General features: G+C 66.1%; 20 protein-coding genes. 8 read left to right on the top strand and 12 right to left on the bottom strand.

What is annotated here, in order from left to right:
• Positions 1-71: 71 nt before the first annotated feature.
• Positions 72-1,103 carry a sigma-70 family RNA polymerase sigma factor gene (locus SH602x_RS09300; RefSeq protein ID WP_479476524.1) on the bottom strand — a complete coding sequence of 344 codons (1,032 nt, stop codon included), beginning with the start codon at positions 1,101-1,103 and terminating at the stop codon, positions 72-74.
• Positions 1,104-1,563: 460 nt separating this feature from the next.
• The gene (locus SH602x_RS09295; protein WP_479476523.1) at positions 1,564-2,313 is read right to left on the bottom strand and encodes a 3-keto-disaccharide hydrolase; all 750 of its coding nucleotides are present in this window, start codon (positions 2,311-2,313) and stop codon (positions 1,564-1,566) included.
• A gap of 190 nt (positions 2,314-2,503) precedes the next feature.
• Between SH602x_RS09295 and SH602x_RS09290 the strand changes: the two genes are divergently transcribed.
• Positions 2,504-2,803 carry a MoaD/ThiS family protein gene (locus tag SH602x_RS09290; protein ID WP_479476522.1) on the top strand — a complete coding sequence of 100 codons (300 nt, stop codon included), beginning with the start codon at positions 2,504-2,506 and terminating at the stop codon, positions 2,801-2,803.
• 50 nt (positions 2,804-2,853) lie between these two features.
• Here SH602x_RS09290 and SH602x_RS09285 read toward each other — a convergent pair whose 3' ends face one another.
• Positions 2,854-3,696, bottom strand: coding sequence for a transposase (locus SH602x_RS09285; protein WP_479476521.1), 843 nt, complete (start codon positions 3,694-3,696; stop codon positions 2,854-2,856).
• 260 nt (positions 3,697-3,956) lie between these two features.
• Between SH602x_RS09285 and SH602x_RS09280 the strand changes: the two genes are divergently transcribed.
• Positions 3,957-5,060 (top strand): WD40/YVTN/BNR-like repeat-containing protein, encoded by a 1,104-nt coding sequence (locus SH602x_RS09280; protein ID WP_479476520.1) that lies wholly within the window; start codon positions 3,957-3,959, stop codon positions 5,058-5,060.
• A gap of 60 nt (positions 5,061-5,120) precedes the next feature.
• Here the strand turns inward: SH602x_RS09280 and SH602x_RS09275 are convergent, their stop codons facing one another.
• Positions 5,121-6,032, bottom strand: coding sequence for a beta-propeller domain-containing protein (locus SH602x_RS09275; protein ID WP_479476519.1), 912 nt, complete (start codon positions 6,030-6,032; stop codon positions 5,121-5,123).
• Positions 6,033-6,239: 207 nt separating this feature from the next.
• Between SH602x_RS09275 and ispH the strand changes: the two genes are divergently transcribed.
• From ispH to SH602x_RS09260, 3 genes are all read left to right on the top strand, one after another.
• Positions 6,240-7,181 (top strand): 4-hydroxy-3-methylbut-2-enyl diphosphate reductase, encoded by a 942-nt coding sequence (gene ispH / locus SH602x_RS09270; RefSeq protein WP_479476518.1) that lies wholly within the window; start codon positions 6,240-6,242, stop codon positions 7,179-7,181.
• A gap of 9 nt (positions 7,182-7,190) precedes the next feature.
• Positions 7,191-7,724: a hypothetical protein gene (locus tag SH602x_RS09265; RefSeq protein WP_479476517.1), complete on the top strand. Its 534-nt coding sequence runs from the start codon at positions 7,191-7,193 to the stop codon at positions 7,722-7,724.
• Between the two features lie 115 nt (positions 7,725-7,839).
• Positions 7,840-8,322, top strand: coding sequence for a hypothetical protein (locus tag SH602x_RS09260; protein WP_479476516.1), 483 nt, complete (start codon positions 7,840-7,842; stop codon positions 8,320-8,322).
• A gap of 49 nt (positions 8,323-8,371) precedes the next feature.
• Here the strand turns inward: SH602x_RS09260 and SH602x_RS09255 are convergent, their stop codons facing one another.
• The 5 genes from SH602x_RS09255 to SH602x_RS09235 form a co-directional block, all read right to left on the bottom strand.
• Entirely contained in the window at positions 8,372-9,637 is a 1,266-nt protein-coding gene (locus tag SH602x_RS09255; RefSeq protein WP_479476515.1) for a DUF1552 domain-containing protein, read from the bottom strand.
• 156 nt (positions 9,638-9,793) lie between these two features.
• A complete protein-coding gene (locus tag SH602x_RS09250) occupies positions 9,794-12,028 on the bottom strand; it encodes a DUF1592 domain-containing protein (protein WP_479476514.1) in 2,235 nt (744 codons plus the stop codon).
• A gap of 324 nt (positions 12,029-12,352) precedes the next feature.
• A complete protein-coding gene (locus SH602x_RS09245) occupies positions 12,353-13,648 on the bottom strand; it encodes a serine hydrolase domain-containing protein (RefSeq protein WP_479476513.1) in 1,296 nt (431 codons plus the stop codon).
• 181 nt (positions 13,649-13,829) lie between these two features.
• On the bottom strand, positions 13,830-15,845 hold the full coding sequence (gene mutL, locus SH602x_RS09240) for a DNA mismatch repair endonuclease MutL (RefSeq protein ID WP_479476512.1): 2,016 nt from the start codon (positions 15,843-15,845) through the stop codon (positions 13,830-13,832).
• A complete protein-coding gene (locus SH602x_RS09235) occupies positions 15,842-17,338 on the bottom strand; it encodes a sigma-54-dependent transcriptional regulator (protein WP_479476511.1) in 1,497 nt (498 codons plus the stop codon). Before SH602x_RS09235 ends, mutL begins: the two co-directional genes overlap by 4 nt.
• Positions 17,339-17,704: 366 nt before the next feature.
• On the opposite strand from SH602x_RS09235, the gene SH602x_RS09230 reads away from it, so the two are divergent.
• A complete protein-coding gene (locus tag SH602x_RS09230; protein WP_479476510.1) occupies positions 17,705-19,429 on the top strand; it encodes a DUF6359 domain-containing protein in 1,725 nt (574 codons plus the stop codon).
• 16 nt (positions 19,430-19,445) lie between these two features.
• Here SH602x_RS09230 and SH602x_RS09225 read toward each other — a convergent pair whose 3' ends face one another.
• Positions 19,446-21,089, bottom strand: a complete 1,644-nt coding sequence (locus SH602x_RS09225) for an AMP-dependent synthetase/ligase (protein ID WP_479476509.1) — start codon at positions 21,087-21,089, stop codon at positions 19,446-19,448.
• An 84-nt stretch (positions 21,090-21,173) separates the two neighbouring features.
• Between SH602x_RS09225 and SH602x_RS09220 the strand changes: the two genes are divergently transcribed.
• Positions 21,174-22,352 (top strand): N-acetylglucosamine-6-phosphate deacetylase, encoded by a 1,179-nt coding sequence (locus SH602x_RS09220; protein WP_479476508.1) that lies wholly within the window; start codon positions 21,174-21,176, stop codon positions 22,350-22,352.
• Here SH602x_RS09220 and SH602x_RS09215 read toward each other — a convergent pair.
• Positions 22,337-22,657, bottom strand: a complete 321-nt coding sequence (locus SH602x_RS09215) for a hypothetical protein (RefSeq protein WP_479476507.1) — start codon at positions 22,655-22,657, stop codon at positions 22,337-22,339. The two genes, SH602x_RS09220 and SH602x_RS09215, sit on opposite strands and share 16 nt — an antisense overlap.
• A 61-nt stretch (positions 22,658-22,718) precedes the next feature.
• On the opposite strand from SH602x_RS09215, the gene SH602x_RS09210 reads away from it, so the two are divergent.
• Positions 22,719-22,907: a hypothetical protein gene (locus tag SH602x_RS09210; protein WP_479476506.1), complete on the top strand. Its 189-nt coding sequence runs from the start codon at positions 22,719-22,721 to the stop codon at positions 22,905-22,907.
• 302 nt (positions 22,908-23,209) lie between these two features.
• Here the strand turns inward: SH602x_RS09210 and SH602x_RS09205 are convergent, their stop codons facing one another.
• On the bottom strand, positions 23,210-23,956 hold the full coding sequence (locus SH602x_RS09205) for a sensor histidine kinase (RefSeq protein WP_479476505.1): 747 nt from the start codon (positions 23,954-23,956) through the stop codon (positions 23,210-23,212).
• Between the last annotated feature and the right edge of the window lie 6 nt (positions 23,957-23,962).

The following is a 23,962-nucleotide window of genomic DNA, read 5'->3' as shown; positions in this document are numbered from 1 at the left end:
CTAGTCAGTAAACGAAAAAAGCGGGAAGCCTGAACTTCCCGCTTCGTCGTTGAATCGTCCGTGAGATCGACTTACGCCATCTCGTAGGGATCTTCCTTCAGGCTGTACTCGTCGGCGCAGATGCGGAGCTTGCTGAGGGCCCGCTGTTCGAGCTGGCGGACGCGTTCCTTCGACACGCCGAGCTTGTCGGCGAGGTCCTGGAACGTCCGCACGCGGCGATGCGAGCCGAGTGCGAACCGGCAGCGGATGATGAACCGCTCGCGACGGTCCAGACGATCCATCATCGCGGCGAACTTGTCGCGGAGGGAGGCCCACTGCGGCACGGTCAGTTCGCTCTGCGGCTCAGGATGCTCCGACTCCATCAGCGTCTCTTCCGAGCCGCTGCGGAAGCGGTTCAGTTCCCGCTGGCGACGCGAAATCAGATGGAACACGTTCCGGCGAACGACCTGCGTCGCGTAGGTGCTGAAGCGGAACCCCCGGGCGTGATCGAAGTTCTCGACCGCGCGGACGAGGGAGACGATCCCTTCGCTGAGCAGATCGTCGAACGAATTGTTGGGGCTCACGAACTTCTTCACGATCGAGATCACGAGTCGCATGTTCGACTCGAGAATCTGATCGCGAACCTGGCCGGCCAGCGACAGGACGTTCTCGATCTCCTCCACCGCCTCGGAGGTCGGACGCTGACGTCCGAGCCGCTTGATCAGCACCGCCGCGCGGAACTTCAGGAAGTTCATGCGGAAGAAAAGCTCCTGCTCTTCGTCGCCCGTCAGCAGGGGCCGTTCGCACATCCTCGCCAGATGCGAAGGCATGTCGGCGAGGAACTTCGACCGGCGGACACTTGCCCGCTCGGGATTCTCCGGCGGGAGTTCCTGGAAGGGAACGTTCTTGCGTCGCAGCAGGGTCTTGAACTTCGGATGATCGACGAACGAGATGTCGTTCTGAGCGAGCAGGTCGGCCCGCTCGACGCAGGCGATGTCGGCCGCGCGGCGCGTGCGTTCCCGACGTTCGCTGCGAGCGGCCTTGGTCTTCGGCGAAACAGCGGTCGCGGAATTCTGAGGGACGCTCTTCCTGGCGGCGGTCGGTCGTTTCACGGCGGTGGGCATCGGGGTCTCTCGTCGGGCGGCGTCTGTTGCAGAATGTCTTGCGACGAATGCGACTTCGTCGTCGCGCCCCGGCTGCGGTCGGGGACGCTCGCAACTTAAGCAAAAGCCGCGCCGGAACCACGCTAAGAAAATCCATCTCCTGACAGAGACGGACTTTCCGTTTTGCGACTCAAGCCTAAGCGGTCGTCTGCCGACCGTTCCGCGTGCGCGGCGACAGCAGCGCGACCGCATGAGCGAACGCGCTCGGCGCGCCTGGGTCGTGGGCGGAGAAGCGGCGCCCGGCGTTAGACCTTTACTGACAAGCGCGCACGCGCCGACGTAACGTCCGCCGCGCCCCAGAAACGAGCGCGGACGCGTCGTTAAGCGAAAGCCCTGCTCGCCCGCGGATCAGCTTCGACGCGGGCAAGCGAAAAGCAGGGGCAGCGCAGCCGACCGGGCTCCGCACAGGCCGTCGTGCGCCTTATTCCATCCGGCGGAACTTGAGGTTGCGGAACTCGACAGGCGCCCCTTCGGCCTCCAGGCAGATGTAGCCGGACGCGGGCTGGCAATCCGAGCCGCCGGAGACTTCTTCGCCGTTCACCCACAGGCGAACTTCGCCGTCCTTGCAGCGGACGTAGTAGCTGTTCCACTCGGGCGTCCCCTTGCTCAGATTCTTCTTGGGGAAGGACCGCTCGCCGCCGGGCGAGGTGGGCGGGAAGGGCTTCATCTTCGAGGCGCCGACGGGGAAGACGTCGCCGTTGGTGGTGAACCACTCGGCCTTCTTGCCTGTGGACTTCTCGTACTGCTCCGCGTAGCCGTGATCGAGGATCTGGACTTCGATGCCGCCGGGCGGAAGCTGCCCCGGCTTGAGATCCTTCAGCGCCTCGTCGCTGGCCCAGACGAAGACGCCCGAGTTTCCGCCCGACTTGAGATGGCGCCACTCGACGAGGATCTCGAGATCCTCGTACTTCTCCTTCGTGCGGATCACGCCGACCGGCACGCCGGTGGTCTTGATCAGCCCGGGCTCGGGAAAGGTCCAGGTATCTTCGTTCCCGTTGACGTCGACCAGGTCCGCTTCGCCGATCGCGACCCACCCCGGCTCGTCGCCCGTCGGCGGCTTCGTCGGAATCGGGCTCTCCTCCGCGAAGACGGCGACGCCCGGCAGAATCGCGACGGAGAAGGCGCACGCCACGAGACGCGCGAAGGAGATGCGGAACGATCGAAAGCGCATGGCAGCAGGCTCCGAAGGGGCGGGCGAATCGGCGGAGAACTGGAGAGGAGGGCGGCAACGCCGCGGGTTCCATGATAGCGGACGGAATCGCCGGTCGGTCATGAATCGCTGCCGCCCCGATTGCAGGCAAACGATCTTGAACGCCTGCGCAGGTAAACGACAATAGTCCACGCTAATCCGTTTCGCGGCGATGCGTGCCGTTCGTGAGCAGACCCCGATGGCGATCGTCCGGTTCTCGTCGCACCTGCATCGCCATCTCGAACTGCCGGGCGAAGTCCAGGCGGGCGGAGCGAACGTCCGGTCGACGCTCGACGAGGTCTTCGCGACGGCGCCGAAGCTGGCAGGGTACGTGCTCGACGATCAGCGCTCGCTGAGGCAGCACGTCGTCGTCTTCGTCGACGGCCAGATGATTCGCGACCGCAAGCTGCTCACCGACGCCGTCGGGCCCGCTTCTGAGGTCTACGTGATGCAGGCCCTGAGCGGCGGGTAACGAAAGCCCGGAGCGATGGGCTCCTTCGGGTGGCACTGCAACAAATTGCGTCAGGCTCCTTGGGCTCGGACGAGCAGGTAGGCGTGGTGGAGCAAGATCTTATGGCTGATCCAGCGTTCCACGCGGTGCAGCGTCCTCGCCCAATTGGGCAGGCCTTTGAGCCCGAAGCCGACGTTCGTCATCCGCGCGAACTGGCGCTCGATATGCTCCCGAGCCAAGCCGATGCGTTCGCCCAGCGGATGGTTCATCACGCGATGCAGCACGCGGCGGCGGCGATGACCGCCTGGACGGACGTAGTTGTTCATCAGCGGCGAGTAGAACTTCACGCCGGTCCCTTTCAGGCAGTCGTGAATCGGTCCGCTGTCGTAGTTCCCGTCGGCGAAGACCCGTCGCACCACGCCGGCCAGCGAAGGCAGGAGTCGCTTCGCGACGAGTCGTTCCTGTTCGTTGAGCGGACGCACCTCGTGCCGCAGCACGACGCCTCGCCCGTCGATGACCGCGTGCAGCTTGTAGCCTCGCCCGAAGCGGCGATAGGCCCGGCCGTTCTTCGCGTCGGAGTCGCGGCTGTAGTCGCTGACGCGAAAAGGCTGGCCGTCGATCGCGGCGGCCTGCGTCGGAGGGCCGAGTCGTTCGGCGAGCGAGGCCTGAGCCGCTTCGCGAGCCGCTCGCAACTCGGGCGTTCTAGAACGCCGACTGATCGTGCTGGGCACGGGCAGGCGCTCGGGACGACGTTCGCTCGGCCAATTCTCCGCGCGGCAGGCCCAGCACATCGGACGATCGTGCAGGACGGCCCACAGGATGACGGCGACGATCTGGCGAGTCGAGTAACGACCCGATCTCGGCTTGTCTTCGGGGACGAACTGCACGACGATTTCCCACAAGCGATCTTCCATGACCTGCCTCCTTCTTCGTTTGGCGACGAGAAAAGGTAAGTCTGGAAGATCGCTGCATTTACGGACAAGACGAACTCGAAACGACGAACGCAATTTGTTGCACTGGCTCCGCCAGTGAGGCCCCGGTCACGACTGGCCATCGTCGACGGCTCCTTTCGCACGTCGACACTGGCAGAGCCAGTGCCACCCGAGAAGAGCGGGACTTGTCGGATTACGTTATCGATCTTTGTGACAGTACGTTCGATCCTAGGAGCCGCCCCATGCGTCTGTCCGTCTCCACCCGGAAGGGTCTGCTCGATTACGAATCCGCGACGGGAAGCGCGGAGAGCTGGAAGCTGGCGAAGACGTCCTTCCGTGGATCGAACGTCTCGACGTCGTTCGCTCTGCCGGGGACGGACGTGCTGTTCGCGTCGCTGTCGCTGGGGCACTTCGGCGCGAAGCTCCATCGCTCGGACGACGGCGGAGCGACCTGGACCGAGATCGCCGTGCCGGTCTTTCCGGAAGGAGAGACCGCCTACTCCTTCAATCAGGAGAAGCCCGCGGCCCTGAAGGAGATCTGGTCGTTCGGTTCGCGGACGATCGACGGCCAGACGCGGCTATGGGCCGGCACGATCCCGGGCGGTCTGTTCTGGTCGGACGATATGGGAGAGACTTGGACGCTCTGCCGATCGCTGTGGGACGACGAGCGCCGCAAGGGCTGGTTCGGCGGCGGCAAGGACGAGCCCGGCATCCATTCCATCTGCATCCGGCCCGAGACGCCCCGCACGATCACGCTCGCCATCTCCTGCGGCGGAGTCTGGCGCAGCGAAGACGACGGCCAGACGTGGTCCCTGATCGGCAAAGGCCTGCGGGCGGAGTTCATGCCGCCCGAGCAGCAGTACGACCAGAACATCCAGGACGCTCACCTGCTGGTGCAATGTCCGGCGGAGCCCGCAGGCTTCTGGGTGCAGCATCACAACGGCATCTTCGCCTCGACCGACGGCGCGGCGAACTTCCGCGAGCTGACGACCGTGCCGGTCTCCGCCTTCGGCTTCGCGGTCGCCGTGCATCCGGCCGATCCGCAAACGGCCTGGTTCGTTCCGGCCCAGAAGGACGAAGTCCGCGTGCCGGTCGACGAACGGCTGGTCGTACTGAAGACCGACGACGGCGGCGAGACCTTCCGCGAGTTGCGCGACGGGCTGCCTCAGGAGAACGCGTGGGACATCGTCTATCGCCACGCGCTCGCCATCGATTCGACCGGAGAGCGTCTGGTCTTCGGCACGACGACGGGTAATCTCTTCGCGACCGATGACGGCGGGGAACGCTGGACCTGCGTCGCGACGCACCTCCCGCCGATTCACGCGGTGCATCTGATCGAGGAATGATCGAGATCGCGACGGTCGGGCGCAGTCAGCGACAGTGAACCGCGAACGTGATTCGGCGGTTTACTTCATCGGCGAGCCTTCGATCGGCTGACCGTTCGTGGTCAGGACTTGGATCTCGTGGGCGCGGTGCGTCGAGTTCGTCCATACGATCTGCTTGTCCGGCGTGACTTCGAAGATCTTGATCGCGTCACCGGTCGCGCCGTAGCTGGCGATGACTGTGTTCCCATTGGGCAGACGCTGGCCGCCGCACGGATCGCGGAACGGCTTGCGATCGGGAAAGTCGTCGTTGCTGACGCTCCACGTCACGCGACCTTCGGCGTCGAACTCGACCGTCTTGTTCCCATGCGTTAGATTCACCAGCGTGGCGCCGTTCTCCAGCCGGATCGCGGTGAAGGGCCAGTTCTCCGCGGAGCGACCGCCGAGGGATTCGAGGTCGGTTTTCAGTACCTTCGTCACCTCGCCCGTCGGAGAGTATTCCTTCACCGCGAACGCCAGCAGATGCGGAGCGAGGTAGTTCCCGCTCGGCAGCTTGCGAGCCATCCGCGTCTGCATGTGGGCGTTGTCGGTTTCCGGCTGGAGGACCACTCGCACCGCGACCTCTCCGTCGGCGGCAACCTCCAGCGCCTGAGGCTTCGCGCCCAGTTCGGTGATCAGGGTGCGCCCGTCGTCGAGTCGCTGGGCCGTACCGATCTCCTGGTTGTCGCCCGACAGGCGGTAATGAAAGACCGTCTTTCCGTCTCGGGTCAGTTCGCGAACTTCGTCCGACCACGCGACGATGACGTTACCGTCCGGCAGAACGAAGCCGTCCCGCGCTCCGGCCCTGCCCGCGTTCCAGACTTCCTTACCGTCCTCCCCCAGGATGCCGGTGAAGTCCGGCCCCGCGATGAAGATCGAATGCGTCGTTTCCTCCGCTCTCAGAATCCCGGCCGTGAACGAAGAGGCCAGGACGCAGCAGATCGCCAGACGGATCATGGGCGGAGTTTCGGCGAAAGGAGGAAGCGCCTTACGCTACTTCCAGGCGGCGCCGCACGCAACGCAGGGCAATCTTCCCCCGGACGTCGCGAAAACCGCTCGCGGCGCATCGGCGGCATCGGCTCTATAATGAATTCCGCCGGCGAATGCCGCCCGTACCGACCGTTCGTCGCGTTCGCTCCGATCGCGAAAGTCCGAAAGCGCCCGATGAAAGTCTTGCTCGCCAGTCCCCGCGGTTTCTGCGCGGGCGTCAACATGGCCGTCGAGAGCCTGGACCTGGCGCTCAAGGCGTTCGGGGCGCCGGTCTACGTCTATCATGAGATCGTCCATAACCAGTACGTCGTCCGGACGTTCCGCGACAAGGGCGCCGTCTTCGTCAACTCGCTCGACGAGGTGCCGCACGGGTCCTACCTGCTCTTCTCGGCGCATGGAGTCTCGCCGGAGATCCGCCGGGCGGCGCGGGAACGGAAGCTGACCGCGATGGACGCCACCTGCCCCCTGGTGACGAAGGTCCATCTGGAAGCCATCCGCTACGCGAAGGAGGGGTACACCATCCTCCTGATCGGGCATGAAGGCCACGACGAAGTGATCGGCACGATGGGCGAGGCGCCGCACGCCATGATGCTGGTCGAGGACGAGGCCAGCGTCGCCACGCTCGACCTGCCCGACGACGCGAAGGTCGCGTATCTGACGCAGACGACGCTCTCGGTCGACGACGCCAACCGCATCATCGCGAGACTGAAGCAACGCTTTCCGCAGATCGTCTCGCCCCCCAAGGACGACATCTGCTACGCGACGCAGAACCGCCAGGAGGCCGTGCGACTGCTGGCCGACGAAGCCGACGTGACGCTGGTCCTCGGCAGCGCGAACAGTTCCAACAGCCAGCGTCTGCGGGAACTCGCGAGCGAACGCAGCATCCCGGCCTACCTGATCGACGGAGCGTCCGACATCGACCGAAGCTGGTTCGACGGCAAAGAGACTGTCCTCGTCACTGCCGGCGCGAGCGCGCCCGAATCGGTCGTGCTGGAGGTCCTCGACTATCTCGAACGAGAGTTCGGCGCCACGGTCGAAACCCGCGTCACCCGCACCGAGCAGGTCCACTTCCAGCTTCCCAAGGAACTGCGGGAAGTGGCGAAGCAGTTGAGTTAAGAAAACCGAATGACTGACGATCAGGCAAGCCGGACGTACAGCGAAAAGTACATCTACACGTTCATGGATGCCGCGGGCCGCGGTCTGCCTGTCGATGCGAGCGTCGTGGAACTGATCGAAATGCAAATGCGTCACAACGCATTCGAGCTGGAGATGACGGAGGCGGCGACGGAGATGCTGGGGGAAACGCCTCCGATAAGCGACCCCAAGATCGTCGACGTGATCGAAGATGCCTTGCGACGAATCAACTCCGGCGAGCAGCTCCGCTGCAAAACGACGTTTCCGGCTGCGGCGCTCGGCGTGCTATGGGGATGGCACCTCGTGATGCGTCATGGATGGCAGTGGCGTGCGGTGAGAAAGGATTGGTGGGAAACTCTCGCGGTCGCCGACCCAGAAAATCGGTATGTCATCCTGCCCGTGCAATTCATGCGAGGCATCGCCGACAGTAAGGAAATCGAGAAGTGGCCGCATGAAATCATCTCCGACATCAAGGAGTCGCGACTTCCTCCTTCGGCGCCCAATAGTCTTCTTCGGATAGGCTAAGCCTTTTCCAGCCATCGCAGGGCGAGAGTCCTGCGTGTCCGGAATCTGGTACGGAACGAGAGAAGACGGAGGGCTGACACCCTCCGCTCGCCTGGGATGCAGTATCGAGTCGCATTTGTTCCTGACGCTCCTCTTCGCCCGGCTGGCGGTCCTCTGCTACCTCGCGCGGTTCCCGCTCGAAGCGGCGAGGCAGGCGCTGGCGGCGAAGCTCGTCTGGTCCGCCGGCGCGGCGTGCCTCGCGATCCACACCGTCGTCGCCATCTTCCTGGTGCATGACGGAAGTCACGCCGCGGCGGTCGCAGCGACCGCGGAACAGACTCGCGCTGCGTTCGGCATCGACGCGGGCTACGGCGTCTGGTTCAACTACGCCTGCGTCGCCATTTGGAGCGCCGACGCCTTGCCACTATGGCTCGGCGGGTCCGACTCCCTCGCCCGCCGCGACGCCTGGTTCTGGTTCGTCCAGGCCTATCTCGCCTTCATGGTCTTCTTCGGCGCCGTCGTCTTCGGCAGTCTCTGGTGGCTGCTGCCAATCGCGGCGAGCGTCGCGGCGACGATCCTTCTTCGCCGAAGGCGACCTTCTTCGCAGGGCGAGTCTTGACAGTCAATGACCCGGCCTAAGGAAGAAGACATCGCCAATCCCACGCTCCTTACGCCAGTCCCCGCAGCGTCGCCGTCCCGGAGCCGAAGCGATCGGCTTCGAGGCCGAGGTCCTGCAGCATGCTTACGAAGAGGTTGCCGAGGGGCTCGTTCTGCTTCGTATCGAAGGCCAGATGCTTGCCGTGGGCATGACCACCGCCGGCGAGCACGATCGGCAGGTTCGTCGTCGTGTGGGCGTTCGCGTTGCCGAGGTTGCTGCCGAGTAGAACCTGCGTTCGGGATAGCAGATCGGCGTCGCCGTCGGGCGTCTCGGCAAGCGAAATCACGAAGTCGGCCCACGCCTGCATCGTCGCTCGGTCGACGACCTCCAGTTCGGCGACCAGTTGCGGATTTTTGCCGTGATGCGACAGGCCGTGATAGCCCTGCGTCACCCCGGGGAGCGGGGCGACTTCGCTGCCGCCGTTGCCGCCGATCGCGGCGACTCGCGTCGAATCGGTCGCCAGCGCCAGCCGCACGACCTCGAAATGGGCCTTCAGCTTGCCCGAGACGTCCTTCGTCGGGATCTCGCCGGGCGCCTTCGCGTCGATCGTGGGCTTGGGTCGCGTCGACCAGGCCTGCTGCTTCACCAGATCGCGCTCGGTATCGCGGACGGCGGAGAAGTACTGGTCGAGCTTCGCGCGGTCCGTCGCGCCGAGCGTCTTCTGCATGGCGTTCGCGTCGGCAAGCACGACGTCGAGCACGCTCTGTCCGTCCTCCAGCCGCCGACGCTGCTGAGCGACTTCGTCAGGCGAGCCGGCGAGGAACAGCCGGGCGAAGGCCTTCGCGGGCGAGCTGATCGCGGGGAGCGCGACGCCGGTGGCCGACCAGGAGAGGCTCATCTCGCCCAGCGTGAGCGATGCGAAGCGGGTCTCGGCGCCGATCTGCTTCGCCGCGAACTGATCGAGGGAGATCGAGTTCTTGAAGCTCCGATCGCCGGGGCGGGGCGAGGTGGTGAGGAACGATTTCTCTGCCGAGTGGCCGCCGTCGACGTCGGGGTGGCTCGTACCGGAGACGACGGTGAACCTGCCGCGGATCTTCGCCGCCGGTTCCAGGTAGGGGCTGAGCGCGTAGTCCGCGCCCGACTCCTGCGGGAAGAATTTGTCCGCATAGAAGCCGAGCGGGATGTTGATCGCGACCAGCCGCTTCGGCGCGGGCGAAGGAGCGGGCGCGCCGAAGACCCGATGCGGCATCATCGCGTCGAGCAGCGGCAGGCCCATCGCGACCGCCGCTCCGCGTAGGAGGGTGCGACGGGAGAGGGGCTGGGGTGGGTTCATCATCGTTTCATTACTCAGTCAACGGCTGCCAAGTCTCCTTCGGTCGGCGCTGGCTCTGCCAGTGTTCCGGAAGCGATGATTGAGCCGCGGTGGTTAGTTGATCGTGATTCCGCACTGGCGGAGCCAGCGCCGCCCGAAGGAGCGGAGAACTCTATCTGCTTATCTTGCCTGAAACGCTTCGCTGAGCACGATCTCTTTCACGAGCGTCCTCAGGCCGTCGCCCTGCTGCTCCGCCTGGTTCGCGATGCGTTCGATCGCTTCCCGGTCGGAGAAGCCCAGCTCGCGACCGAGGGCGTACGTCGTCAGCTTCTCCGTCAGGCAACGGACGAAGCGGGCCTTATCGGCGACCAGCAACTGCTTGAACTGGCGGATATCTTCGAACGATTGGCCGCTCGTCATCGTGCCGCTGGCGTCGACGTCGGCGACGGGTCGCACGCTCCCCCAGCCCTGCTCTTCGAAGCCGGGGTTCACGACGAACCGCAGGTACTTTTCGCGATGCTTGCCCGCAGGGTCGAAGGATTCCAGCGCGAAGCCGGGCGGATCGATGTGCCGATGGCAGACGTTGCAGCTCGCTTCGTCGCGATGCTTGTCGAGCTGTTCGCGAATCGTCTGGGCGCCGCGGATGTCGGGCTCCAGCCCCGGCACGCTCGGCGGAGGCGGCGGAATCTCCTGACCCAGCAGGTTCTCCAGAACCCAGGCGCCGCGCGTCACGGGCGACGTCGTCGTGCCGTTGGCCGTCACCTTCAATATGGCGCCCTGCGTCAGCACGCCGCCGCGGACGCTCTCCTCGGGCAGCTTCACCTCGCGGATCGCCAGCCCCTCGACGCCGTCGATGCCGTAATGCTTCGCCAGGCGACCGTTCAGCATCGCGAAGTCGCTGTCGAGCAGGTTCGCGACGCTGCGATCCTCCTGCAGCAGCAGGCGGAAGAAGGCCTCGCTCTCGCGAACCATGCTGATCTTCAGCAGCTCGTCGAACTCGGGATAGAGCTTCGTATCAGGCGTCGTCGCGTCGATCTCCCGCAGCTTCAGCCACTGACTGACGAAGTCCTGCACCAGCCGTTCCGACCGGGCATCCTTCAGCATCCGCTCGACCTGCTGCGCGAGAACTTCTTTCTCATGCAGGCGGTTCTCCGCCGCCAGGCCGAACAGTTCGTCGTCCGGCATCGAGCGCCACAGAAAGAACGACAATCGCGACGCCAGTTCGTAATCGCCGATCTGCTCGCCGGGCGCCCGCTGCTCCTCGTGCAGATAGAAGAAGTAGGGCGAACAGAGCGCCGCGGCGAGGGCGGCGCGAAGGCTCTCGTCGAACGAGCGCCCTGACGCCATGCGCCCTTCGACGAGCGCGACGTAGCGGGCGATCTCCTCCTCGGAGACCGGTCGGCGGAAAGCCCGGGGCAGAAAGTTCGCGAAGACCGTCGTCGCCTCCGCGAGCGTGCCGGTCGCCAGATCGACGTCGCCGACGAGCCGGCGGTGGCTCTCGGGCGGCCAGGCGTCATACAGCGGGCCCGTGATCTCGACGGGCGAGAACCCGACGCCGGGATGGTCGCCGACGGAGACGTCCTTGATCCAGCCCGACAGACCGTGACCGAAGAACTGAATCGCGAAGTTCTCGTCGAGGTCGGCTTCGATATCGAAGCGCTGCGGTTCGGCGGTCGCTTCGAACCAACCCAGCGGAACGCTCCGGGCGGCGACGCCGGCGAAGTTCGACCCGACGACGCTGAAGACGATCGGCTTTTCGCTGCGATGGGTCGCCGCGGTGAAGGAGAAGCGATACCGCCCCGCGACGGGGAGGCGCTTGCTGCGCGTGGAGAGCTTGCTGTAGGAGGTGGCGTTGTCCATGTAGACGACCAGCCGATCGTCGACGCGCCCGAACGTCTTGGGGACGTACGGGTTCACTTCGTCGTAAGAGTCGGCGACGACGGTCTTCGTCTCGGGGCGCGGCCCGGCGAAGAGCGCGGCGTCGATCGCCTCCCGGGCGAGTTCGTACTGAAGCTGCAACAGTTCGGGCGAAACGGCGAGCGCGGCGCCGTCGTTGTCGAAGCCGCCCCCCTGCTGATCGGCGGGCAGCCGGTCCTTCAGGTCGATCGCGACGCCCAGCAGATCGCGGATCGCGTGCTCGTACTCCACCCGATTCAGCCGGCGCTGCACGACCTCCCGATGGGCCCGATCGGCGACCGTCAGCGCGGGGGCGAGCGCCGACCGAAACGCCTCGACCTCCTGCGGCTGGGGGCGTTCTTCGTTTTCGGGCGGCATCTCCCCGGCGGACACCCGGTCGAACGCCGCGGTCCACTTTCGCACGGTCTCCCCGTCGGTCAGCGCCGCCGAAAGGCTCTCCAGATCGAGCCCCCCTTCCGGGGAACCCGCCGAGTGACAATCGAGGCAGCGGTTCGCCACGAACTGGCGTACTGACGCGGGAATCAGGGGCGCGGAAATCCCCTCCGCTGCGAAAGCCGGAGTCGCGAGAATCGCCGCGATGAGAGCGCACGCCGTGAACGGAGCCCATGCCATAAACGACGAACAGGCAGCGAAGGCACCGCGGTGCGAAGGAGAAAGCGTCAAAGGATCGAGCGGCGGGAGAGGCATCGGGCCAGGAAGCGCCGGCGACGTGACGCCGACGCTTCCTAACGGTAGGCCGAGCGCTCCTGCGGATCAACGCTCGGGCGCTTCCCTATGGTCGCGCTGCGACTGGTTCGTTATTTCCCGGCTCGCTCTCGCTACTTATCCCTCGACCGGCTGGCGAACCGGGCGCCGGCGATTCGCGGCGTGCGGTCGTGCGGCGGCGGTTCGACGCCGCCGCGCGATCCGTTCCTGGCGAAGTTCGGCGCCGACGTTTCCGACGAAGGCCCGACAGGCCTCCTGCGGGACGCTCTGCCAGAAGTCCGCCGAAGCGGAGAGGAAGACGCTCGCGACGTCGAGCCGCAGGTGCAGCGTCATCCAGGTTCCGTAGGCGCCGGTCATGCAGGCGGAGCCCGGCGCGACGCTCCAGGCGAGGCCGCGGTACTCGGCGCCGACAGGCCCTTCGAAGCGTCTCAGCATCTGGGCGGCGGTAGCGTCGGAGAAGAGGCGTCGCCCCTGCCACTCGCCATGCTGCAGATGGAGCCGGCAGAAGCGCAGGCAATCTTCCGCCGTCGAGAAGAGACCGAACGCCGGCGTCGGATGTCGTTCCGCGTCGTTGAACGGCTCGCTGACGAGGGTGAACGGGCGCCGCGCGAGCGATCCAGGCTCTCCTTCCGAAGCATAGGGCAGGGCCAGCCGGTCGAGTTGCGCGGCCGTCGGCCAAAACGTGGTCTCCCGCATGCCGAGGGGGTCGAGCAGCCGCTCCTGCAGGAACGTCTCGAACGAATCGCCCGAGACGACCTCGATCAGCCGGCCCAGCGCCTCGTAATTGAGATTCGAATAAAGATGGCTCTCGCCCGGCTGCGACACGAGGCGGAGGCCGCCGCAGAGCCGGGACTTTTCCGCCAGGGTCATCCGATCGAGCGGACGCTCGTCGGGAGGGAAGCGCTCCGGAAGGCCGCTCAGGTGCCGCAGCAGTTCGACGACCGTCGCAGGCCGGCGGGGCTTCGCCGCCAGGCCGAACCAGCCCGGAACGGTCTGCCGCCCGAACTCCGGCAGATACCGCTCGACCGGGGCGTCGAGCGCGATTTTTCCCTCCTCGACCAGCATCATGACGAGCGTCGACGTCATCGACTTCGTCAGCGACGCGATCCAGAAGAGCGTATCGGGCGCCATCGCCGCACCCGATTCCAGGTCGCGTCGGCCGACCGCCTGGATCTGCGTCCTGCCGTCGGGCAGCGCCAGGCCGGTCACGACGCCGGCGAACAGTCCGCTTGCGACCGCTTCCCGCACCGGAGCGCTCGCAAGCTCGCACAGGGAGAGTTCAGCCTCCGCGTCGACCGCTTCGATCGGTCGGTCGAGCCGCGCGAAGCCGTCGCCCGGCCTCTCGACCAGGTTCTCGACTGCGGTCTCGAGAACGACGGCGGCCGCGCCCAATCCGTTGGAGCCTGAAGGCACTTGGTCGTTCCGAACGAGATCCCTGCGACGCGCGCCCGACTCCTGGCGGAGTCCGAGCGATCGGCGCGTTCTGACGAATGAGAGGCGCCGGAATCATAAAACTTCGCTTACGCTTCCGCCAGACGCTACGGCGCCGCCGGCGGAGTTTTTTCCGGAAGCGGAACGTCGGCGTTCGAAGCGCTCAGGTTCGCTTGAACCGGCGGTCGAGTTCGTCGCGACTGAAGCGGAGCGACGTGGGGCGTCCGTGCGGGCAGTGATGGGCGTCGTCGCAGAGGTGGCGCTGGGCGATCAGCGATTCCATCTCCTCCGGCGTCAGCGGATCGCCCGCCTTGATCGCGGCCTTGCAGGCCATCATCGAAAGCAGGCCTTCCAGCGTGACCCGCGGATCGGGCGCCTTGCCCGAGCGGACCAGATGATCCGCCGCCTCGCGGAGCGCCTCGATCGGGTGAATCCTCGCCAGCAGCGCCGGATAGCCCGACAGGAGCACCGCGTTGCCGCCGAACGGCTCGACCAGGAATCCGACCTGCCGGAAGAGATCCTGCGAGGCGCCGACGGCGGCCGCTTCGTCGCCGGTCAGTTCCACTGCCTCGGGGACCAGCAGACGCTGGATCTCCAGCGCTCCGCCCGCGATTCGGACGCGAAGCTGTTCGTAGATGATCCGCTCGTGCAGGGCGTGCTGGTCGATGATGACCATGCCCCCCTCGTCTTCGGCGACGAGGTAGCGGTTGTGGACCTGCATCGCCCGGGGCGCCGAGTGCCGGCTGGCGCGGGGCATCGCGTGCGAATCGTCGCGTCGCACCTGGTCGTCCGACGCCTCTCCGCCGTGCAGTTTCGCGACGGCGTCGGTCCCTCCCTGATTCCAGGAATCGAACACGGCTTCCCGGTTGACGGCATGCATCCGCAGCCCGCCGGTGTAGCCCTCGTCTTCGACCGGCGCTTCGCCCGACGTCGGCGAACGATCACCCGGCTGATACGCGACGGGGCGATAGTCCAGAGGAAGTTCGCGTCCGACCGCATCCCGGGGAGCCCCGATCGATTCGACGCTCGGGAATTGTCCGCGGGCCCAGTCGACCAGCTCCTGCTGCCGGCGCTCGACGGTCGCCGGATCCTGCAGCGCCTCAGGCCGATCGGAGAAGGGATCGAACTCCCCGCTCTCCCGCCGGTCGCGGACCGCCACGGTCAGGTCGGTCGTGAGGAACTTCTGCCTGAGCGTGCCGAGCAGTTGCGAGTAGAGCTTCCCCGATTCCTGGAAGCGGACCTCCATCTTGGTCGGATGGACGTTCACGTCGATCGACTCGGGCGGCAGCGACAGCCGCAGGAAGGCGATCGGATGACGCCCCGTCATGAGCAGGCCGCGATAGGCCTCGGTCAGCGCATGCTGCAACGCCTTGTCCCGGATCGGTCGCCCGTTCAGGAACAGGTACTGCATGCGGTTGTTGGACCGGCTCTGCCTCGGATCGGCGACGTAGCCGGCGATCGCCGTGTCGCCGTCGCGACTCTGCACGCTGATCAGGCAATCGACCACTTCGCGGCCCGCGAGCGCGGCGATCCGCTCGGTCCAGTTCGACTCCGCCGGCAGGTCGTACAGCGTCCGCCCGCCGTGTCGCAGGGTGAACCGCACGTTCGGCGAAGCGAGCGCCAGCCTGAGAAACGTCTCCGACGCGTGGCTCGCCTCGGTCTGGGCCGTGCGGAGAAACTTCTTCCGGACGGGCGTATTGAAGAACAGATCGCGAACTTCGATCGTCGTCCCGACCGCGCAGGCGCAGGGAGCGACTTCGCTGACGGCGCCGCCGTTGACTTCCAGTTCGTAGCCGCTGGCCTCGGCTGCCGTACGACTGCGCAGCAGAAACCGGCTGACTTCGGAGATCGACGCGAGCGCTTCGCCGCGGAAGCCGAGCGTGCGGACGCGGAACAGGTCGTCCGCCTCGCGAAGCTTGCTGGTCGCGTGGCTTGCGACCGCGAGGGGCAGATCCTCCGCCGCGATGCCGCCGCCGTCGTCGACGATGCGGATCAGCTCCAGACCGCCCGCTTCGAGCAGGACCTCGATCCGCGTGGCGCCGGCGTCGAGGGAGTTCTCGACCAGCTCCTTCACCACGCTGGCAGGACGCTCCACGACCTCGCCTGCCGCGATCTTGTTGATCACGCTGGTCGAGAGGCGGCGGATGCGCTGTCGATCCTCCATGACGGGGTCGTTCATGCAGACTCCGCGCGGCCGAGCGTCTCGTCATCGCCGACGCCGTCGGTCGAGGCTTCGCCTTCGCCCTGCTCTTCCCTCGCGTACTTCTCGAGCTTGCGATAGATCGTCCGCACGCCGATATCGAGCACCCGGGCGGCCTCTTCGCGGTTGCCGCTGGTGAACTTGAGCGTGTTCTCGATGGCCCAGCGTTCGATGTCGTCCCAGGTCCTGCCGATCAGTTCGGTCGCCGCGCCGCCGGCGTCGGCAGGGACGGCCCGGCCCGGTCGCTCTTCCGACCAGTCCGTTCCGCCCAGCTCCGACGGCAGATCGTCCAGATCGAGCACGCCGTCCAGATCGAGGACGACCATGCTCTCGACCACGTTTTGCAGTTCCCGCACGTTGCCGGGCCAGTCATGGGCCTTGAGCGCGGCCCACGAGGCCGACGTGAACCCCTTCACCTTCTTGTGGTGACGCTGGGCCATCGACGTCCGGAAGGCGTCGGCCAGCACGAGCAGGTCCTCCGGCCGCGCCCGCAGCGGCGGCAGATCGGCGGTGCAGACCTTCAGGCGATAGTAGAGATCCTTGCGGAACTCTCCCCGATCGACGGCTGCGCCGAGATCGCGATTGGTGGCCGACAGCACGCGGACGTCGACCGGGATCGGCTTGTTATCGCCCACGCGGGAGATCGTCCGCTCCTGCAGCACGCGGAGCAGCTTCACCTGCGCCGACAGGGGCATGTCGCCCACTTCGTCGAGGAACAGCGTCCCGCCGTCGGCATATTCGAAGACCCCCTGACGGTCCTTCATCGCGTCGGTGAAGGCGCCCTTCACGTGCCCGAAGAGTTCGCTTTCGACCAGCGTCTCGGGCAGCGCGGCGCAGTTCACGGCGACGAACGGCTTACGCTTTCGCGGCGAATTCTGATGAATGGCCTGAGCGACGAGTTCCTTGCCGGTGCCCGATTCGCCCTGGATCAGGACGGTGACGTCGGTCGGCGCGATCCGCTTCAGCAGATCGATCAGCCGCTTCATCCGCGGACTGGCGTGCAGGATGCTCTCGAAGCCGTAGCGTCGGTCGAGCCGCTGCGTCAGTTCCTTGTTCTCGCGGCGGAGCGACACGGCCTCGGCCGCCATCGCGGCGACCGCTCGCAGGCGCTGCGGCGTGATCGGCTTTTCGAGGAACGTGTAGGCGCCCTTCTGCATCGCCTCCACGGCGAGCGGCACCGAACCGTGGCCGGTGACCATGATCACGGCGGCCTCGGGCTGCCTTCCTCGCGCCACTTCGAGGATCTTCATGCCGTCGACTTTGTCCATCACGAGATCCGTGACGACGATATCGAAGGACTGTTCCTCGAGCAGTTTGGCGCCCTCGGGTCCGGAGGTCGCGACGGTGCACGGATAGCCGTCCCGCTCCAGGCTTTCGCGCATCGCCTGGGCGTGGTACTTGTCGTTGTCGACCAGCAGGGTCTTCAGCGTCGCGGGCGAAATCGGCGGCCCATCCGTCTCCTCAGCGCTCATGCGTCGATTTTACGGCCAACCGGCCCGACGCTCCACGGGACGCCCGGCGCGGATCGCAGTAAGATGATTCCAGCCCGAGACTTTCTTCGGTTTTGATTCGTCAGGCGAGCGGGGGACGTCAGTCCCCCGAGGCCGTTTCGGAAAGCACGGTCGAGGTCGCGGCAAGCGACGACGGCGAACTCGAATCGACTATGCTCGATCTTCGCCGCGCTCGATCGACGAACTCGGGGGATTCACCTCCCCCGCTCGCCTTTCGGACGATGATTGGCATCTCGCCGATACCTGACCCTTCCAACGCATGGCTGCTTAACAGTCGATTTCGATCGTCGCTCGATTCGCCGCCTCCTCTTCGTGGAAGCTTCGCCCATGCGTTTCTGGCGCATCTTGCCCGTCGCTCTGCTCGCCTTCTCGCTGACGGGCTGCACGTCCACGACGACCTCCGCCGACGAGTTCGACTGGAACGCGAAGATCCCGGAGAAGCGCCCTGCCACGAAGGCCGATAACGGCAAGCTGGTCCTGTTCGACGTTTCGCACGGCGGAACCGAAGGGAACGCCGACTGGGTCATCGACGGCGCCTTTTCGCGGTTCGCCGACGAACTGGTCCGCCGGGGCTATACCGTTCGCGAGTACCGCGGCAAGGATCTGAACGGCGACGGCAAGATCCTCCTGGCCGACGATCGCAAGCCAGGCGCCGCGAAAGAGGGCGCGAAGAACGAAGCCATCATCGCCCTCGACGCGATCGAGCAGGCCGACGTCTTCGTCATGGCGGAGTCGAACCGTCCGCTGCGTCTGGACGAGTACGCCGCGCTGAAGGCGTTCGTCGATTCGGGAAAGGGCCTGTTCCTGATCGGCGATCACTACAACGCCGACCGCGACTACGACGGCTGGGACGCGACGGAGGTCTTCAACGGCTACAACCGGTCCGACGACGCCCGCTTTCGCATGGCGGCCCCCTACGGCGACTACCGCAATCCGAAGGACGCCGCGAAGGGCTGGCTGGCGGAGACCTTCGGCGTCCGGTTTCGCTTCAACGCGATCGACTACAAGTTCGGCGCCTCCGACGTCGTCGCTCCCGATCAGGCCGAAGGGATCACCCAGAACGTCGGTCGCGTCCTGATCGCCGCCGGGGCGACGCTGGCCGTCGTCGATCCCAAGAAGGCCAAGGGGATCATCTATCTCGCCCACGACGACGGCGCGAAAAGCTGGTCGAACGCCGTCGAAGGGCCGACCAAAGGGCTGTACTTCGGCGGGGCCGAGGAGGGTCCGTTCGTCGCGATCTCGAAGCCCGGCAAGGGGAAGGCCGCCTTCATCGGCGACAGCTCGCCGATCGAGGATCCGACGCCCCGTTACCGCCGACCCTATGACGGCGATCGCAAACAGACCCATGACGGCTGGGACGGACGGGGAAGCGCGGACGAGCTCTGCCTGGCGCTGATCGACTGGCTCGCCGAGCCGGAGGATTACGTCGGCTTCGACGGGCGGAACGGTCACGCCCCGGGCAAGCAGACCCCCACGCCGATGGCGCCGATCGAAATGACCGACCCCGATCGGGGCCAGCCCTGGCGGTCGCCTCCGCGAGGATACGATCCGTGGAATCCGCAGACGTTCGCCTACGGTTCGTTCGGAGCGCCCTACGGTCCGCCCGATCCGGCGCCGGCGTCTTACGGCAATGACGATCGCGTCGCCGACGCTCGCGTGCCGGACGACCGCCCCGCCGAGATCGACCGCGGGATCGACGAACGGGAGATGGAAACGGCGCCGACGCCGGCGTTCCGTCCGACGACGACGGCGGTCGAGGGGCTGAAGTCGGTGACCGAGGCGCTGGCGTTGCCCGCGAATACCAAGGTTCGCGTCGCGGGCGTGATCGAGGAATCGTTCAATGGCGACTTCGGCCTGCGTCTGGCCGACGAGCAGGCCGCAGGAACGTCGCTCGTGGTGCAGCTTCCCAGTTCGATGCGAAAAGAGTTCAACCCCACGAAGAATCCGCTGGCGAAGGGTCGCCGCGTCGTCGTTTCCGGCAAGCGCGACGCCTATAACGGCGAGCAGGGACTCACTGCCGTGACGAAGATCGAGTTCGAAGAAGCGAAGTGATAGGGCCTGCCTTGGGCTATTCCCGATACATCCGCTCGACCAGGGCGCGGTAATTGACCTCGATGACGGTCCGGCAGAGGCTCAGCTTCGGCGTCGTTTCGCCCCGTTCGATCGCGAAGGCCCGGTCGAGCAGGACGAACTTCGGAATCTGCTCGTGATGCGAGACGCAGGCGAGACGCCGGTCGAGCGCCTCGCGGTAGAGCGCCAGGACCTTGCGATGCCGCAGCGCCTGGCCCTTCGAAAAGACCCAGAGCCGCATCCGCTTGATCTCCGCCCGCAGGCGCTCGGGGTTGGGGACGATCAGCGCGGCGAGGTGCTTCCGCCCTTCGCCGATCACGCAGACCTGCTCGATCAGCGGCTCCTGCGCGAGGAGCGATTCGAGATAGGCGGGATGGACGTTCTTCCCTGCCGCGGTGACGATCATCTCCTTCTTGCGTCCGACGATGCGGAGCATGCCGTCGTCGTCGATCCGCCCCAGGTCGCCCGTGCGGAACCAGCCGTCGGGCGACAGGACCTCCGCCTTCGCCGCGTCATCGCGGTAGTACCCCTGCATGACGTGCGGCCCGCGGGTGACGACCTCCCCGTCGCCCTCCACGCGCAGTTCGATGCCGGGAATCGCAGGGCCGACGGAACCGGGGGCGTGACGATCGGGCGTGCTGGCCGTGATGACGGGAGAGGTCTCCGTCAGGCCGTACCCCTGCAACAGCGGCACGCCCTGAGCGGCGAAGGCCTCGTAGACCTCCTCAGGCAACCGGGCGCCGCCGCAATAGCAGATGCGGATCTCGCCCCCCAGCGCCTGCTTCAGGGCGCCGGGCGTCTCGAGCAGGCCCTTCTCCCGCAGGCCGCGCAGGACGCGTTGATAGAAGTAGGGGACGCTGTTGAGGGAGTTCGGCTTGTACGCCTGACAGTCCTCCAGAATCGTCTCCCGCGAGCGTACGAGCGCCAGGACCGTGTCGCGGATGAGCCAGGTGTAGAGATCGCACGTTCGGGCGTAGATGTGCGACAGCGGAAGCATGTTCAGCCGCAGATCGCCCGGTCGATCGGCGTAGGCCGCGCAGACGCCGCGGGCGTTCGACGCGATGTTGCCGTGCGTCAGAACCACCCCCTTCGGCTTGCCCGTCGTGCCCGAGGTGTAGATCACCGTCGCGATCGATTCGGGCGTGACGGCGTCGCGACGGCGTTCGAGTTCGGCGGATTCGACGTGCTGACCGGCCAACAGCACCAGGAACCAGTCGACCCAGAAGTCGAGCGGCTGGGGTCGATCGGCGTCCAGCGCGACGATCGTGCGAATCGAATGCGGCAGCCCGATCGATCGCAGGCGCTCGGCCGTCTCCAGCTTCGACACGAACAGAATCGTCGGCTCCGCGTGGCGAAGCTGGGCCAGCATCTGCTCGATCGCCAGCGTCGGGTGGAGCGGCGCATGCACCGCGCCTGCCGAGAGGATGCCGAGGTCGATCGCGATCCACTCCCAGCGGTTCTCGCTGATCGAGGCGACCAGCTGCCCCGGCTGAACGCCCTGTTCGATCAGGAACTTTCCGACCGCGTCGACCTGTTCGGCGACGTCGCCCCAGGTCTCGCCCGGAAAGCCATCCGCGAGGAGCGCCCGCTTGTCGCGGGACGAATCGAGCTTCGCGCGATAAAGGTCGATCAGCGTCGTCATCGCCGGCGGACGGGAGAGAGGCCGGGGCGCAGGAACTTTCGCCGCGCCGGTCGGTCATTGTGACGCGCGGCAGGCGAGTCGAGAATGACCGCCGCCCCCGCTCCGCCCGATCGAATCTTCCGCCCGATTCTTCCGCCCGCCCCGTTTCCCGCCATGCACGCGTCCGATCCGATCGCCCTCCCCGGCCTTGTCGATCTGCAGGTCAACGGCTGGGACGGCGTCGACTTCAATCAGGAGGACCTGACCGTCGAGCAACTCGACCACGTCAGCGCGGGGATGGCGTCGGGCGGCGTGACGCGGTATCTGCCCACGATCGTCACGGCCTCGCGCGAACGCCTGCTGCATGCCCTCGCGCGGCTGGGCCAGGCGATAGAGGCCGTCGAGCGCCGGGACGCTCCGACCGGCGCGCTGCCGATCGGCATCCATCTGGAAGGGCCCTATCTTTCGGGAGAGCCGGGGTACAAAGGAGCCCATCCCGCTGCCGATTGCCGCGATCCCGACGGGGCCGAGTTTCAGGCGTTCCAGCAGGCCAGCGGCAATCGCGTCCGCCTGCTGACGCTCGCGCCCGAGCGGGCTGGGGCGATCGAGTTCATTCAGCGAGTCCGTGCCTCGGGCGTGGTCGTCTCGATCGGTCACACAGCCGCGAGCGGCGAGACGATCCGCGCCGCGGCGAAGGCCGGGGCGACGATGGTCACCCACGTCGGCAACGGTTGCGCGGCGACGCTGCCCCGCCATCCGAACCTGCTATGGGAAGTGCTGGCCGAAGACGCTCTCTTCGGCTGCTTCATCGCCGACGGGCACCACCTGCCCGACGCGACGCTCAAGGTCATGCTGAGGGCGAAGGGCCAGTCTCGAAGCGTGCTCGTCAGCGACGTGCAGGGGCTGGGGGGCAAACCGCCGGGAACGTATTCGACGCCCCATCTGGGCGAGGTCGAACTGCTGCCCGAGGGGCGAGCCGTCGTCGCGGGTCAGCGGGTCTTTCTTGCCGGCGCCGTCGCAAGGCTGCACGAGAGCTGGCCCGTGTTTCACCGCGCGACGGGAGGCGATCTGGTCGTTTGGCTGCAGCTCGTCTCGACCAACCCGCGCAGAGCCTTGGGGATCGAAGGCGACTGGAACGACGTCGCCCTGTTCGATCGTGACGGCGAACGTCTCGTCCCTCGTAAAACGCGAGTCAGCGGCCGCGTCGTGTTCGAGGCGACGCGTCTCTCCTTCGTAGGGTGGGTCTTGGCCTGTCTTTTATTCGTAAGTCATTCCGTCGGTTGAAACGCGAGCCAGGCGAGGCCGAAGTCGTGCATTCTTCGCAGAGCGACCCGCGCGTCGAGACGCTCCGCGGACAGTTCGCAGGCGAGGCGAAGACCTTGGAGCCAGCGATAGCTCTCATTCGTTTCGATCGAGTCGCGTTCGCCCTCTTTCGCCTTCCCCAGCGACTCCGCTGCGCGACTGTAGAAATCGACGTCGAGAATGCCCAGGCAGATACCGTCGGGAGAGAACGCGACGCGGCAGTGGGCGTAGAGTCCGAACCGGTCCGGGGGCGTCGATGGCGAACGGACTCGCGATGCGCTCGGCATCGACGCGGGCTACGGCGTCTGGTTCAACTACGCCTGCGTCGCCATTTGGAGCGCCGACGCCTTGCCACTATGGCTCGGCGGGTCCGACTCCCTCGCCCGCCGCGACGCCTGGTTCTGGTTCGTCCAGGCCTATCTCGCCTTCATGGTCTTCTTCGGCGCCGTCGTCTTCGGCAGTCTCTGGTGGCTGATTCCGATTGGAGCGAGCGCGATTTCTACCTTCACTATTCGTCGAAGGCGCTCTCCTCCGTAGGGTGGGCCTTGGCCCACCTGTCGTTCTCACGACCTTTGAACGGGATCTTTGGAGACCAGTCGTGAAGGTCGACGAACTTGAAACTGTGCCTCGACAAAAAGGCGTCCCCGCTAGCGACTACTCGATCCTAGAGATTGTCGATCAGACGTGCTGTCTTTGTCGCGACTCCGACGGGACATGGAGAACGTTCTTCAGCGAACGCGGACTACGTTCATCCGAACGGCGATTCCACACTGAGGATGAAGCGTGCCGCTACTTCCTCGCATGGTTATCGAACGCAGCAGGAATGGAATAGCGCGCCCTTACCCCAACCTCGCCGGCGTCGGGAACTCGAGCGTGAACTTGGTGCCGATGCCGGGCGCGCTGTGGACGGCGATGCGACCGCCGTGGGCTTCGACGATCTTCCGCGCGATGGGGAGGCCGAGGCCGGTCCCCTGGTCCTTCGTCGAATAGAACGCCTGGAACATCTGCATCGCGGTCTGATCGTCCATGCCCGAGCCGTTGTCGATCAGGTCGAACGCGACGCCGTTGCGCGTGTCGCGGGTGCGGGCGATGAGCTGCCCGCCCGTCGGCATGGCCTCCAGTGAATTCTTCACCAGGTTCATCACCGCCGCTTCCAGCGACTCGGCGTCGAGCAGCATCCCGGGCAGGTCGCGGTCGAAGTATTTGACGACCTCCACGCCCTGGGCCTCGGCCTGCACCTCGAAGGCTTCGATCGCCCGGCGGATCGGATCGTTCAGGTTCCCGGGCGAGAGTTCCAGCGGTCGGACGCGGGAGAACTTCAGGAAGTCGTTGAGCAGGCTCTCCAGCCGGGAGCATTGCCCCTGCACGATCTGAGCCTTGCGGAGCGTCCGCCTGGTCTTGGGATCTTCGGGCGGCAGTTCGGCCAGATCCTCGGCCAGCAGTTCCACGTTCATCCGGATGACGGAGAGCGGGTTCTTGATCTCGTGCGCGAGCGACCCGGCGAGCTCCGCCAGCTCCTGGTAGCGGTTCTTCCAGTAATCCCGGTCGGCGTCGAGGTCGGTCATCGTCGATTCGGGAGCGCTCACGGACGG

It is taken from the genome of Lignipirellula cremea, from assembly GCF_056501455.1.
Note: the sequence above shows the minus strand (reverse complement) of the source record. Positions and strands in the feature narration are given on the sequence as shown.